Source organism: Pelomonas sp. CA6 (assembly GCF_022549225.1).
Classification (GTDB): Bacteria; Pseudomonadota; Gammaproteobacteria; order Burkholderiales; family Burkholderiaceae_C; genus Roseateles.
This window is the reverse complement of the sequence record NZ_JAKZFD010000006.1, coordinates 82,368-95,964: the sequence shown is the minus strand read 5'-3', so window position 1 is coordinate 95,964 and position 13,597 is coordinate 82,368. Positions and strand designations below refer to the sequence as shown.

12 protein-coding genes and 1 pseudogene are annotated in these 13,597 nt (G+C 70.3%); 5 read left to right on the top strand and 8 right to left on the bottom strand.

Going from position 1 to position 13,597, the window contains the following annotated elements; genetic code table 11:
• The first annotated feature begins 12 nt into the window (after positions 1 to 12).
• Positions 13 to 1,074: a tRNA 2-selenouridine(34) synthase MnmH gene (gene mnmH / locus LZ017_RS11815; RefSeq protein ID WP_241397029.1), complete on the top strand. Its 1,062-nt coding sequence runs from the start codon at positions 13 to 15 to the stop codon at positions 1,072 to 1,074.
• Positions 1,075 to 1,383: 309 nt separating this feature from the next.
• On the opposite strand, the gene LZ017_RS11810 is transcribed toward mnmH, so the two are convergent.
• The 5 genes and pseudogenes from LZ017_RS11810 to LZ017_RS11790 form a co-directional block, all read right to left on the bottom strand.
• Complete coding sequence (locus LZ017_RS11810; protein ID WP_241397028.1) at positions 1,384 to 2,142, bottom strand: MgtC/SapB family protein; 759 nt, start codon at positions 2,140 to 2,142, stop codon at positions 1,384 to 1,386.
• A 40-nt stretch (positions 2,143 to 2,182) separates the two neighbouring features.
• Positions 2,183 to 2,530: an FKBP-type peptidyl-prolyl cis-trans isomerase gene (locus tag LZ017_RS11805; protein WP_241397196.1), complete on the bottom strand. Its 348-nt coding sequence runs from the start codon at positions 2,528 to 2,530 to the stop codon at positions 2,183 to 2,185.
• A gap of 30 nt (positions 2,531 to 2,560) precedes the next feature.
• Positions 2,561 to 2,905 (bottom strand): annotated as a pseudogene (locus LZ017_RS11800) (FKBP-type peptidyl-prolyl cis-trans isomerase); the annotation flags it as partial.
• A gap of 45 nt (positions 2,906 to 2,950) precedes the next feature.
• Entirely contained in the window at positions 2,951 to 3,904 is a 954-nt protein-coding gene (gene gluQRS / locus LZ017_RS11795; RefSeq protein WP_241397027.1) for a tRNA glutamyl-Q(34) synthetase GluQRS, read from the bottom strand.
• Positions 3,901 to 4,881, bottom strand: coding sequence for a LysR family transcriptional regulator (locus tag LZ017_RS11790; RefSeq protein WP_241397195.1), 981 nt, complete (start codon positions 4,879 to 4,881; stop codon positions 3,901 to 3,903). Before LZ017_RS11790 ends, gluQRS begins: the two co-directional genes overlap by 4 nt.
• A 156-nt stretch (positions 4,882 to 5,037) precedes the next feature.
• On the opposite strand from LZ017_RS11790, the gene LZ017_RS11785 reads away from it, so the two are divergent.
• Both LZ017_RS11785 and LZ017_RS11780 read left to right on the top strand, forming a co-directional pair.
• On the top strand, positions 5,038 to 5,760 hold the full coding sequence (locus tag LZ017_RS11785; protein ID WP_241397026.1) for a pirin family protein: 723 nt from the start codon (positions 5,038 to 5,040) through the stop codon (positions 5,758 to 5,760).
• 693 nt (positions 5,761 to 6,453) lie between these two features.
• Positions 6,454 to 7,167, top strand: a complete 714-nt coding sequence (locus LZ017_RS11780; RefSeq protein WP_241397025.1) for a DUF599 domain-containing protein — start codon at positions 6,454 to 6,456, stop codon at positions 7,165 to 7,167.
• A gap of 78 nt (positions 7,168 to 7,245) precedes the next feature.
• Here the strand turns inward: LZ017_RS11780 and clpB are convergent, their stop codons facing one another.
• The 3 genes from clpB to LZ017_RS11765 all read right to left on the bottom strand — a co-directional run bounded on the left by clpB (position 7,246) and on the right by LZ017_RS11765 (position 10,805).
• Positions 7,246 to 9,843 carry an ATP-dependent chaperone ClpB gene (gene clpB / locus LZ017_RS11775; protein WP_241397024.1) on the bottom strand — a complete coding sequence of 866 codons (2,598 nt, stop codon included), beginning with the start codon at positions 9,841 to 9,843 and terminating at the stop codon, positions 7,246 to 7,248.
• A gap of 96 nt (positions 9,844 to 9,939) precedes the next feature.
• The gene (gene crcB / locus LZ017_RS11770) at positions 9,940 to 10,326 is read right to left on the bottom strand and encodes a fluoride efflux transporter CrcB (protein ID WP_241397023.1); all 387 of its coding nucleotides are present in this window, start codon (positions 10,324 to 10,326) and stop codon (positions 9,940 to 9,942) included.
• On the bottom strand, positions 10,323 to 10,805 hold the full coding sequence (locus LZ017_RS11765; protein WP_241397022.1) for a molybdenum cofactor biosynthesis protein MoaE: 483 nt from the start codon (positions 10,803 to 10,805) through the stop codon (positions 10,323 to 10,325). Before LZ017_RS11765 ends, crcB begins: the two co-directional genes overlap by 4 nt.
• Before the next feature lie 102 nt (positions 10,806 to 10,907).
• Here LZ017_RS11765 and LZ017_RS11760 point away from each other — a divergent pair, with 102 nt between their 5' ends.
• Positions 10,908 to 11,963: an SPFH domain-containing protein gene (locus LZ017_RS11760; protein WP_241397021.1), complete on the top strand. Its 1,056-nt coding sequence runs from the start codon at positions 10,908 to 10,910 to the stop codon at positions 11,961 to 11,963.
• Positions 11,964 to 13,580, top strand: a complete 1,617-nt coding sequence (locus LZ017_RS11755; RefSeq protein WP_241397020.1) for a DUF4178 domain-containing protein — start codon at positions 11,964 to 11,966, stop codon at positions 13,578 to 13,580.
• The last annotated feature ends 17 nt before the right edge of the window (positions 13,581 to 13,597 follow it).

The window sequence follows — 13,597 nt, the reverse complement described above, 5'->3', positions numbered from 1 at the left end:
CTGTTTCGCCGCATGGCCACCTATCAGCAAATCGAAGCCGCCAAGGCCCTGGCGGAGCTGTCGCGCTTCGCGGCGGTGATCGACGTGCGCTCGCCGGCCGAGTTCGCCGAGGACCACATGCCCGGCGCCGTCAACTGGCCGGTGCTGAACGACGAAGAGCGCCGTGTCGTCGGCACGCTGTACAAGCAGGATCCCTTCGAGGCGCGCAAGCTGGGCGCCTCGATGGTGGCGCGCAACATCGCCGCCCACCTGGACGCGCATCGCGAGCGCCTGCCCAAGCACTGGCGGCCGCTGGTCTATTGCTGGCGCGGCGGCCAGCGCTCGGGCGCGATGAACTGGTTCCTGAACCAGATCGGCTTCAAGTCGCTGCAGTTGCTGGGCGGCTACAAGTCCTTCCGCGCCGAGGTGCGCCTGGCGCTGGAGCAGCTGCCTGGCCGGCTGCGCCTGGTGGTGCTCTGCGGCCGCACTGGCTGCGGCAAGACCCGGCTGCTGCAGGCGCTCGCGGCGCAGGGTGCGCAGGTGCTGGACCTGGAGGCGCTGGCGCGCCACCGCGGTTCGGTGCTGGGCGCCCTGCCCGGCTCGCCGCAGCCCTCGCAGAAGGGCTTCGACACCGCGCTGTGGCGGGCGCTCGCGGCGCTGGATCCGGAGCGGCCGGTCTATGTCGAAAGCGAGAGCCGCAAGATCGGCTCGGTGCAGCTGCCCGAGGCCCTGCACCGGCAGATGCGCGGCCATGGCCAATGCGTGTGGGTGGAGATGGACGAGCCCGGCCGCGTCGAGCTGCTGCTGCAGGACTACGCCCACTTCCGCGCCGACCCCCAGGGCTTCGGCGCGCTGCTGGACGGCCTGGTGACGCTGCGCGGCCGCGAGCGCGTGCAGCGCTGGCAAGACCTGGCCCTGCAGGGCCAATGGGCCGAAGTCTTCGCCGAACTGATGCGCGAACACTACGACCCCGGCTACGAGCGCTCGCTGCTCAACCACTTCCCGCAGCTCGCGCAGGCCCAGCGCCTGCAGCTGCCCGACGGCAGCCCCCAGGCCATGGACAGCGCCGCACGCCGCCTGCTCGCGCAGGACTGACTCCGCCCCATCCGCTGCCGCCGCAGGCTGCGCCCCGGGGCTCCCCCGGAACAACAGGTATTCAGGGCCGAGCGCCGGGCCGCCCCAAGCCGGCCCATCTGGCGATGTGCGAGCGGGCCCACCCCCGCGAGCATCGCCGCCCCCTCGGGGGGCCGACCAGCGTATTCGCTGGCCGGGGGGCCGCATTGCCACGGGCCGGCGCCGGGCTGCCCCAAGCCGGCCCACAGGGTGACACAGGCGGGGCAAGCCCCGCCTGTGTCACCGCCCCCTCTGGGGGCCGGACCCGCGTACCCGCGGGTCCGGGGGGCCTCAATTCCTCGCGTGCGTCACCCGAAACTCCCGCACCCCCGGCAACTCATGCAGGCGGCTGGAGAGCCGCGTCAGCGTCTCGCCGCCATAGTTGCGCCGCGCGGTGCAGACGAAACGCCACTCCTCGAAGTCCGCGCTGCGCTCGATGCTCAGCGAGCCGGGCGCGAAGCGGTAGCCCAGCATCTCGGTGAAGCGCACCAGATCGTCCTGCTGGAAGCGCTGGCCGGGCCCGCCGCGGATCACCACCGCGATCGCCGGGTGCGAGGGCAGCGCGGCCTCCAGCTTGGAGCCCCACATCATCAGCGCGGCGCACAGCGCGGAAAGGCTGACCGCGGCAAAGTAAAAGCCCATGCCCAGCAGCACGCCCACCGCGCAGGCCGCCCACAGCGAGGCCGCCGTGGTCAGCCCGCTGATGTTCATGCCCTCGCGCATGATCACACCGGCGCACAGAAAACCGATGCCGGTCACCACGCCCTGGATCACCCGCGTGGGGTCGGCGACCAGCGGCATGCTGCCGCCGGCCAGGTGGCCGCCGTACCACTGCTGCGGGTAGGCCAGCAGGATGATCACGCCGGTCGAGGCCATGCAGACCAGCGCATAGGTGCGCATGCCCGCGGCGCGGCCGTGGAAGCTGCGCTCGTAGCCCAGCAGCAGCCCCAGCAGGGCCGCCGCCAGCAGATGCGCGAGCATCAGCACATTGGCCTGCATGGGCTCGCCGGTCCAGTAGTGCTTGAGCAGCTCGGGGTCCAGCAGGTTCATCGCGTACTCCCGCGGCCAGGACGCCGGTTGATGGCGGAGCTCAGACCGCCAGCAGCTCCACCTCGAAGATCAGCGTGGCATGCGGCGGAATCACGCCGCCGGCACCATAGGCGCCATAGGCCAGCTCGGGCGGGATCACCAGCCAGCGGCGGCCGCCCACGGCCATGCCCTGCACGCCTTCGTCCCAGCCGGGGATCACCTCGCCGCCGCCCAGGTTGAAGCGGAAGGGGTCGTTGCGGTCCTTGCTGGAGTCGAACTTGCGGCCGCGCTGGCCGTCCTTGTAGAGCCAGCCGGTGTAGTGCACGGTCACGCGCTTGCCCGCGGCGGCCACTGTGCCGTCGCCGACCACGGCGTCGTGGTACTGCAGGCCGCTGCCGGTCTGGCTCAGGTCCAGCACCAGCGGCTCGCTGCCGCCGCTCACGCCCAGCAGTTCGACCTCGAACATCAGCGTCGCGTTGGGCGGGATCACGCCGCCGGCGCCGCGCGCGCCATAGCCCAGCTGCGGCGGGATCACCAGCACGCGGGTGCCGCCGATCTTCATGCCCTGCACGCCTTCGTCCCAGCCGCGGATGACCATGCCACCGTCGAGCTCGAACTCGAAGGGTTCGCCGCGGTCCTTGCTGGAATCGAACTTGGCGCCCTTGCGCCCATCCTGGAACAGCCAGCCGGTGTAGTGGACCTTGACGTCCTGCCCGGCCTGCGCCGTGGCGCCTTCGCCGACGTGCGTGTCCTCGTACTGCAGACCGGAGGCGGTGGTGATCATGGGTTGTCCTTTGGTTTTGGAGGGAGGGAAATCGTCAGACCTCGATCATGCCACCCGTGCGGCGCGCCAGCGCAATCCCCAGGCCTGCGTCGCGGCCGCCAGCCAGTCCGCCAGTGTCGCTGCGGGCAGTTCGGGCAGGCCCAGCGCCGCGCCGGCGCGGCGCAGCGCGGCCAGCGGATCGTCCAGCACCAGCGCCTGGGCACCGTTCTGCTTGGAGAGCTTCTCGCCGTTGGCGCCCAGCACCAGCGGCGTGTGGAGATAGCGCGGCTGCGGCAGGCCCAGCAGCTGCTGCAGCCGCATCTGGCGCGGCGTGTTGTCGGCCAGGTCCTCGCCGCGGACCACGTCGGTGATGCCCTGCTCGCCGTCGTCGACCACCACGGCCAGCTGGTAGGCCCACAGGCCGTCGGCGCGCTTCAGCACGAAGTCGCCGACCTCCCGGGTCAGGTCTTGCCATTGCGGGCCGAGGCGGCGGTCCGTCCAGCCGATGCCCAGCGGCGCATCGTCGTCGCGGCCGGCGGTGCTGCGCAGCCGCCAGGCCCGCGCGGGCCGCCCCCGCAGCCCGTGGCGACAGGTGCCGGGATAGACCAGCTCGCCATGGCGTTCGCGCGGGCCCCCGCGGAGCGCGAGCGCCTGTGCGATGTCCTTGCGCGAGCAGGCACAGGGATAGGCCCAACCCAGGGCCGCCAGCCGCTCCAGCGCCGCCTGGTAGAGCGCGCTCCGGCGCGACTGCCACAGCGGCGGCTCGTCCGGCAGAAGGTGCACGGCCGCGAGCTGCCGCAGGATGAACTGGTCGGCGCCCGCGGGGCAGCGCGGGCCGTCCACGTCCTCGATGCGCACCAGCCAGCGCCCCTGGTGGGCGCGCGCGTCCAGCCAGCTGGCCAGCGCCGCGACCAGCGAGCCGGCGTGCAGCGGCCCGGTGGGCGACGGCGCGAAGCGGCCCACATAGGGGCGGCGCTCGCCAAGGGATTGAGAAGTGGCCGAGGCGCTGGCCGCGCTCACAGCAACAGGCCCTCGTGCTGCTCGATCAGCGCCTGGCGCGTCACGCCCGTCTGCAGCTGCGCCAGCCACCAGGCCAGGGCCTTGGCCGGCGGGTGGCCGGTGTTGCGCCAGGCGTAGTGCAGCGGCACGCGGCGCTCGCCCTGGTAGGTGCGCTTGGCCACCAGGCGGCCGGCCTCGACATGACGGCGCACCATGGGCGTGGGCAGCGAACCGCAGCCCAGCCCGCGCAGCAGCGCCTCCAGCTTGGTGGCCATCGAGGGCACGGTGAGCGTTTCCTGCCCCGGCACCACGCCCACGGTCAGCGGAGCGAGCTGGCGCGCCGTGTCGGCCACCGCGACGATGCGGTGTTGGGCCAGCAGCGCGGCGCTGAGCGGCTCGGGCGCGCCGGCCAGCGGGTGATGCGGCGCGACGCAGAAGGTCATCGCCAGCGGCCCCAGCGGCTCGCAATAGACCGCGCTGCCGGGCGGCTGGGCGCTGGTGCCGATCGCCAGGTCGGCCTGGCCCGAGATCAGCGCCTCCCAGGTGCCCGAGAGCACCTCGGTGCGCAGCCGCAGCCTCGTCGGCGGCGGCTGGCCCATCTCGCGCTGCTGGTAGAAGGCCTCCATCAGATCGAAGAGCGCGCGGCGGGCGATCGCGTCGTCGATCGCGATGGTCAGCTCGCTCTCCCAGCCGGTGGCGACGCGGCGCACGCGGTTGGCCACGGCGTCCATCTCCTGCAACAGGCGGCGCCCCTCGGTGAGCAGCTCCTGGCCCGCCGCGGTCAGCACCGCCTGGCGCGAGCTGCGGTCGAACAGCAGCACATCCAACGCCTCCTCCAGCTGGCGCACGCTGTAGGTCAGCGCCGAGGGCACCTTGCCCATCTCGCGCGCCGCGGCGGCAAAGCTCCCGCTGCGCGCGATGCTGTCCATCATCGCCAACGCCTCCGGCGTCAGCACGCGGCGCTTGTCGGGTTGCTGCTGCGCGCTGGTGCGCGGCATCTCGCTGGCGGACGCGGCCGCAGTCGGCCGGGAGGATTCAGGCGAAGAGGGGTTGGAACGCGGCATGGCTTCATCTTATTTGAACGATGGCTTCAAGAGCCCGCTGCCCCGCTGCGGACCGCGCTGCCTACAGTGGATCCATCCAAGGAGAACCCCATGCTTGAACTGATCCGATCCTCCGACCGCGGCCATGCCGACCACGGCTGGCTCAACAGCTATCACAGCTTCTCGTTCGCCGACTACTACAACCCACGCCGCATGGGCTTTGGTCCGCTGCGCGTGATCAACGAGGACCGCATCGCCCCGGGCACCGGCTTCGGCACCCATGGTCACCGCGACATGGAGATCATCAGCTATGTGCTCAGCGGCGAGCTGGCCCACCAGGACAGCATGGGCAACGGCCGTGCTGGTGGCGCCCATGCCGGCGTGATCCGGCCGGGCGACGTGCAGCGCATGAGCGCCGGCACCGGCGTGATGCACAGCGAGTACAACCATGCGCAGGACCGCAGCACCCACTTCCTGCAGATCTGGATCATGCCGGAGCGCCAGGGCGTGGCGCCCAGCTACGAGCAGGCGCACTTCCCCGATGCCGACAAGCGCGGCGCGCTGCGCCTGGTGGCCTCGCCGGACGGGGCCCAAGGTTCGGTCACCCTCCATCAGCAGGCCCGGCTGTATGCCGGCTTGTTCGACGGCGCCGAACAGGCCCAACTCCCCCTGGCCGCGGGGCGCCTGGCCTATGTGCACCTGGTGCGCGGCGAGCTGACGGTGAACGGCCAACCCCTGAAGGCCGGCGACGCGTTGCAAATGGCCGACGAGCCCGCCGTGACCCTGTCCGCTGGGCGTGACGCGGAGGTGCTGGTGTTCGATTTGCCGGAATAGGGCCCCCCGCCCAGCGGGACCGCTGGGCGGCCCCCAGAGGGGGCGGCGAAGCAGGCGGGGTATGCCCCGCCTGCTTCGCCCTATGGGCCGGCTTGGGGCGGCCCGGCGCTCGGCCCCTGGAATACACCCCCTCGTCCAGGGAGTACCCTGGCCGGTCCCCCAGGGGGACGCCGATACGGGCGGCATTCAGCCACCCGTATCGCCAAGCGGGCCGGCTTGGGGCAGCCCGGCGCTCGGCCCTGGAATACCCCCCTCGTCCAGGGAGTACCCTGGCCGGTCCCCAGAGGGGACGCCGATACGGGCGGCATTCAGCCACCCGTATCGCCAAGCGGGCCGGCTTGGGGCGGCCCGGCGCTCGGCCCCAAATGCAGTCGCTGTTCGCGGCGAAATTGGCAGGCGTCTCGGCAAGAGGCCCGATGTGGAGTCGAGCCGTACTCGGCGAGCGACTTACATCCTGAGCGGTGGAGCCGCCCCGATGGTCGTCGGGCCAGGACTCAGTGCCCAGCGCGGGCCTCGGTCAAATCGCATTTCAGGCCCTCCTTTTGGTGACTTTTCCTGGGCCCTCAGGAAAAGTCACCCGGCTGCCGGGCCGGGACCCGGCGGGCTCTGCGCCCCGCGCAACAAAGCAAAGAGCAAAGAGCAAAGAGCAAACAACTCCAATCCCCCCTCCCCCCGAACCGTAAACTGCCGGCCATGCAAGCCGCCCTCCGCCACCTGAGTCTGATGCCCCTCGCCGACTGGCTGGGCCTGCTGCTGTTCTTCGCCGGCTGGGTGGGCTATGCGCGTTTCGCCAAGCGCCGCGCGCAGCAGCGGGGCTCGCTGCTGGCCATCTCCAACGCGGTGCGGCGCCGCTGGATGCTGCAGCTGACCTACCGCGAGGTGCGGGTGCTGGACGGCACGGTCTCGCACAGCCTGCTGTCCAGCCCCTCGTTCTTCGCGTCCACCACCATCCTGATCATCGGTGGCCTGCTGGCCGCGCTGGGCGCGGGCGAACAGACCAGCGCCATGGTGCGCGAGCTGCCCTTCACCGTGAACACCAGCACCGTGGTCTTCGACCTGAAGCTGGTGCTGCTGGTCGGCATCTTCGTCTACGCCTTCTTCCGCTTCACCTGGAGCATGCGGCAGTACAGCTTCGGCTCGCTGCTGATCGCATCCTGCCCCGAGGCCCAGCAGTTCGAGACCCAGGACCTGTCGCGCGAGGCCTTCGCCGACCGCGCCGGCCGGGTCATGGGCCTGGCGGCCGAGGCTTTCAACGATGGGCTGCGCGCGTATTACCTGGCCTTCGCGATGGTGGCCTGGTTCTTCTCGCCCTGGGCCTACATGCTGGCGACGCTGGGCGTGATCTATGTGCTGTTCCAGCGCGAGTTCCACTCCGAGGTGCTGGACGCCCTGCGGCAGGATCTGTGAGCTGACACAAAAAAGCCCGGTGCCCAAGAAAGGCACCGGGCTCCCGGAGTGGTGGCGCGACGCGGGCAGCGCGTCGACTCAGTGCACCACCCGGCCGAAGCCGAACTCCCCGTTCTCCACGCCGACCGGGATCACGTCCTTGGGCCCGAAGCGGCCCTGCAGGATGAGCTTGGACAGCGGGTTCTCGATGCGCTGCTGGATCGCGCGCTTGAGCGGACGGGCGCCAAACACCGGGTCGAAGCCGACCTTGGCCAGTTCGTCCAGCGCCTCGTCGCTGACGTCCAGGCGCATCTCCAGCTTGGCCAGGCGCTCCTCGAGCTGGCGCAGCTGGATCTTCGCGATGGACTTGATGTGCTCGGCGCCCAGCGCGTGGAAGATCACCGTCTCGTCGATGCGGTTCAGGAACTCGGGGCGGAAGTGCTGCTTGACCTCGCTCCACACCGCGTCGCGGATCACCTCGTCGCCCTGGCCCTGCAACGCCATGATGTGCTGCGAGCCGAGGTTGGAGGTCATCACGATGACGCAATTCTTGAAGTCCACGGTGCGGCCCTGGCCGTCGGTCAGGCGGCCATCGTCCAGCACCTGCAAGAGCACGTTGAACACGTCCGGGTGGGCCTTCTCCACCTCGTCCAGCAGCAGCACGCTGTAGGGCTTGCGGCGCACGGCCTCGGTCAGGTAGCCGCCCTCGTCATAGCCCACATAGCCCGGGGGCGCGCCGATCAGCCGGCTGACCGAATGCTTCTCCATGAACTCGCTCATGTCGATGCGCACCATGTGGTCTTCGCTGTCGAACAGGAAGCCGGCCAGCGCCTTGCACAGCTCGGTCTTGCCCACGCCGGTCGGGCCCAGGAAGAGGAAGCTGCCCAGCGGCCGGTTCGGATCGGACAGACCCGCGCGGCTGCGCCGGATGGCGTCGGCCACCGCGGTGATGGCCTCGTCCTGGCCGACCACGCGCTCGTGCAGCTTGTCTTCCATCTTCAGCAGCTTGTCGCGCTCGCCTTGCATCAGCTTGGACACCGGGATGCCGGTGGCGCGGCTGACCACCTCGGCAATCTCCTCGGCGCCGACCATGGTGCGCAGCAGCTGCGGGGTGTTGCCTTCGCCCTTGGCCTTGCCGGCCTCCTTGGCCTGCGCCTCCTTCAGGCGCTTGTCCAGCTCGGGCAGCTTGCCGTACTGCAACTCGGCGACCTTGTTGAAGTCGCCCTTGCGTTTGAGTTCCTCGATCTGGAAGCGGATGCGGTCGATCTCTTCCTTGACCTGGGCCGAGCCCTGGGCCGTGGCCTTCTCGCTCTTCCAGATTTCGTCCAGGTCGGCGTACTCGCGCTCGAGCTTGAGGATCTCGTCCTCGATCAGCGCGAGGCGGCGCTGCGAGGCCTCGTCGGTTTCCTTCTTCACCGCCTCGCGCTCGATCTTCAGCTGGATCAGCCGGCGGTCCAGCTTGTCCATGGCCTCGGGCTTGGAATCGATTTCGATCTTGATCTTGGCCGCGGCCTCGTCGATCAGGTCGATGGCCTTGTCGGGCAGGAAGCGGTCGGTGATGTAGCGGTGCGAAAGCTCGGCCGCGGCGACGATGGCCGGGTCGGTGATCTCCACGCCGTGGTGCACCTCGTACTTTTCCTGCAGACCGCGCAGGATGGCGATGGTGGCCTCCACGCTGGGCTCGTCGACCAGCACCTTCTGGAACCGGCGCTCCAGCGCGGCGTCCTTCTCGACGTACTTGCGGTACTCGTCCAGCGTGGTGGCGCCGATGCAGTGCAGTTCGCCACGCGCCAGCGCGGGCTTGAGCATGTTGCCCGCGTCGATCGCGCCTTCGGCCTTGCCGGCGCCGACCATGGTGTGGATCTCGTCGATGAAGAGAATGATCCGGCCCTCGTCGGCCGCGACCTCCTTCAACACGGACTTGAGCCGTTCCTCGAACTCGCCGCGGTACTTGGCCCCGGCCAGCAGCCCGGCCATGTCCAGCACCAGCACGCGCTTGTCCTTCAGCGTCTCGGGCACCTCGCCCGCGACGATGCGCTGGGCCAGGCCCTCGACGATCGCGGTCTTGCCCACGCCGGGCTCGCCGATCAGCACCGGGTTGTTCTTGGAGCGGCGCTGCAGCACCTGGATCGCGCGGCGGATCTCGTCGTCACGGCCGATCACCGGGTCCAGCTTGCCGGCGCGCGCGCGCTCGGTCAGGTCCAGCGTGTACTTCTTCAGCGCCTCGCGGTTGCCTTCGGATTCCTGGCTGTCCACCTTCTGGCCGCCGCGCACCGCGTCGATCGCGGTTTCCAGCGCCTTGCGGCTCAGGCCATGGCCGCGCGCCACGCCGGCGAGGTCGCTCTTGGCGTCGGCCAGCGCGAGCAGGAACATCTCGCTGGCGATGAAATGGTCGCCGCGCTTGGAGGCCTCCTTCTCGGCCGCCTGCAACAGGCCCACCAGATCGCGGCTGGGCTGGACCTGCTGGCCCTCGCCCTGCACCTGGGGCAGCCCGGCCAGGATGCCGTCCACCGCGCCCTTCAGCGCGGGGATCTTGACGCCGGCGCGCTCCAGCAGGGCCTTGGGGCCCTCGTCCTGCATCAGCATGGCCGCCAGCAGGTGGGCGGGCTCGATATAGGGGTTGTCGCGCGTGACCGCCAGACTCTGGGCCTCGCCCAGGGCTTCCTGAAAGCGCGTGGTGAATTTATCGACTCGCATGGATGTCCTCCGTTGGCGAGGAAATGGGAGCACCGGCGGCTATTTCAAGCCCTGTTCGCGCACAGGCACTTGACCCAGGGCAAGGCCTGGCCCCGCTCAGCGCAGCAGCGCGCGCATCAGCGCCAGCCCCAGCGCCGCGGCCCCCAGGCTGCCCAGCAGATGGGCCAGCGCGTGCGCCAGCGCCATGCCGGGCTGCCCGCGCTGCAGCAGGGCCAGCGATTCGCCGGTGAAGGCCGAGAAGGTGGTCAGCCCGCCCAGAAAGCCGGTGACCAGCAGCAGCCGCAGCATCTCGTCCGGATGGCGGCCCAGCCATTCCAACGCCATGCCGATCAGTAGGCCGCCCAGCACGTTGACCGCCAGCGTGCCCAGCGGAAATCCCATCCAGCGCGGGTTCAGCCACAGCGCCAGGCTCCAGCGTGCCCAGGCGCCCAGCGTGGCGCCCAGCGCGACCGCGCCGGCCTGCAGGGCGGTGGCGCCGCTCACGCGGCGTTCCCGCTGGCGATGCCCCAGCGCGCCAGCGCCTCGTCGTCGGCCACGCGGGCGTCGACCCAGTGGGCGCCGTCGGGGCCGTGCTCCTTCTTCCAGAACGGGGCCTGGGTCTTCAGATAGTCCATCAGGAATTCGCAGGCCTGGAAGGCCTGGCCGCGGTGCCGGCTGCTGACCAACACGAGCACGATCTGCTCGCGCGGCTTCAGCGGCCCGACGCGGTGGATCACACGCGCCGCGCGGATGTCGAAGCGGCGCAAGGCCTGGTCCACCATGGCCTCGATCGCGGCCTCGGTCATGCCGGGATAGTGCTCCAGCTCCATCAGCTCGACCGGCGCGCCATCCGCACCGTCGCGCACGGTGCCGACGAAGCTCACCACGGCGCCAACGCCGCCATCGTCGCGGCGCAGGGCCAGGGTCTCGGCCCCGAGGTCGAAATCTTGGGTCTGGATCAGGACGCGGGCGCTGGAAGTCATGGGCGGGATTCTGACACTGCCCACCTCGGAGGGGCTCGCAATCCGTCCGCGCTGAGGGATACTGCGCCGTCTTGGGAATCACAAGTTTGGGAGCTTGACGCCATGGGACTGATGGACTTCATCAAGAAACAGTTCATAGACATCCTGCAGTGGACCGAGGATGGCGATGGCACGCTGGCCTGGCGCTTCCCGATGCAGGACTTCGAAATCCAGTACGGCGCCTCGCTGACCGTGCGCGAATCGCAGATGGCGGTCTTCGTCAACGAGGGCAAGGTGGCCGATGTCTTCGGTCCCGGCATGTACAAGCTGACGACCCAGACCCTGCCGGTCCTGACCTATCTGAAGAACTGGGACAAGCTGTTCGAATCCCCGTTCAAGAGCGACGTCTACTTTTTCAGCACCCGCCAGCAGGTCGACCAGCGCTGGGGCACGACCCAGCCGGTGACCATCCGCGACAAGGACTTCGGCGCCGTGCGCCTGCGCGCCTTCGGCAACTACGCCTACCGCGTCGCCGACCCCAAGCGCTTCCACACCGAAATCTCCGGCACCCGCGAGCGCTACACGGTCGCCGAGCTGGACGGCCAGCTGCGCGGGATGATGCTGCAGCACATCTCCGACGCGGTCGCGCAGAGCGGCATCCCCTTCCTGGACCTGGCGGCCAACCAAGTGGCCTTCGCCAAGGCCCTGCTGGAGGCCACCGCGCCCTCGTTCGAGGCGCTGGGCCTCAAGCTGGAGAGCGTGACGCTGCAGAACGTCTCGCTGCCCGAGGAGCTGCAGAAGATCCTCGACCAGAAGATCGGCATGGGCATGATCGGCCAGAACATGGGCCAGTTCATGCAGTACCAGACCGCGCAGGCCATCCCCAAGCTGGCCGAGGGCGTGGGCCAGGGCGGCGGCGGCGTGGCCGGCGACGCGATGGGTCTGGGGGCAGGTCTTGCGCTGGGCCAGACCCTGGCGCAGCAACTGCAGGCCGGCATGGCCGGCTCGGCCGCGTCGGCGGCCACCCCGGCCGCCGCGGCGCAGCCGCAGCCGGTCAGCCAGGGCGCCGACGAGGTCCTGCTGCTCCTGGAGAAGCTGGGCGACCTGAAGGCCAAGGGCATCCTGACCGACGAGGAGTTCGCGGCCAAGAAGGCCGAGCTGCTGAAGAAGCTGAGCTGATTGGCTCCCCCGCCCTCTCCCACTCCGGCCTCCCCGCAGCGCCGCTGGCAGGCCGCGTGCCCCAATTGCGGGGCGCCGGTCGAATTTGCGTCGGCCGCGTCGGCCAGCGCCGTCTGCAGCTATTGCCGCTCCACGCTGCTGCGTGAAGGCGAGAGCCTGCGCAAGATCGGCCTGAGCGCGGAGCTGTTCGAGGACTACTCGCCGCTGCAGCTGGGCGCCGCCGGGCGCCATGCCGGGCTGGCTTTCAGCGTGGTCGGCCGGCTGCAGCTCAAGTACGCCCAGGGCAGCTGGAACGAATGGCATGTGCTGTTCGGCGCCAGCGGTGGCGCGCCGCCGCGCAGCGGCTGGCTGTCCGAGGACAACGGCAGCTTCGTGCTCAGCTTCGAGGCGCCGCTGCAGGGCCAGGCGCCGCGCGTCGGCGACCTGATCGCCGGCAGCCAGCAGATCGTCAACGGCATGGGCTGGCAGGTCGCGTCGCACGAGGACGTCACCGTGGCCGCCGCCCAGGGCGAGCTCCCTCATGCCCCCCTGCTGGAGCGCAGCTACCCGGTGGTCGACCTGCGCAACGCCCAGGGCGAGGTCGGCACGCTGGAGTTCGCCGACGCGCAGCGGCCGCAATGGTCGGTGGGGCGCCCGGTGCGCCTGGCCGAGCTGGCGATGACCGGCCTGCGCGAAGACAGCAGCAAGACCCTGGGCTCGCGCGGCCTGCCCTGCCCCAGCTGTGGCGCCGCGCTGGAGCCCAAGCTGGAGACCACCCAGTCCATCGTCTGCGGCCAGTGCCAGGCGGTGGTGGACATCTCGCAGGGCGCGGGCGCCGACCTGAAGCATTTCGCCCAGGAGACCGGCCTGCCGCCGCAGATTCCGCTGGGCAGCAGCGGCAACCTCGCGCTGCTGGGCGGCAAACCGCTGCCCTGGCAGGTGGTGGGCTACCAGGAACGCTGCGACATCCCCGAGAGCAGCGAGGACGAACAGAGCTTCTGGCGCGAGTACCTGCTCTACAACCGGCTGGAGGGCTTTGCCTTCCTGGTCGACACCGACGACGGCTGGAGCATCGTGCGCCCGCTCACCGGCGCGCCCAAGCCCGGCAAGGGCGGCGCCGTGCTGTGGCAGGACAAGTCCTTCGCCAAGCGCTGGACCTACGCCGCCAAGGTCACCCATGTGCTGGGCGAGTTCTACTGGCGCGTGCAGCGCGAGGAACGCGCCCGGGTCACCGACTACGAATGGAAGAACGGCGGCCGCACCGAGCTGCTGAGCCGCGAGCAGACCGGCAACGAGGTGACCTGGAGCCATGGCCGCACGCTGGACGCCGACGAGGTGCGCCGCGCCTTCGCGCTGCCCGACGAGGCGCGGCCGCAGCTGGCGCGCGACGTCGGCAGCGGCGTCGACGGCAACCGGCTGCTGCGCAACATCATCATCGGTTTTCTGCTGCTGGCGCTGCTGGTGGCGCTGCTGCGCGCCTGCAGCGACGACGACTGCGAGCCCTACCGCAAGTCCTACGGCGAATACAGCGCCGAGTACCAGCAATGCAAGCGCGCCAGCGCAGGCTCGGGCGTGCGCATGGGCTCGGGCGGCGGCTCCTTCGGGGGCTACAGCGGTGGTGGCGGCGGACACAAATAGCGCGCAAGGAGAGACGA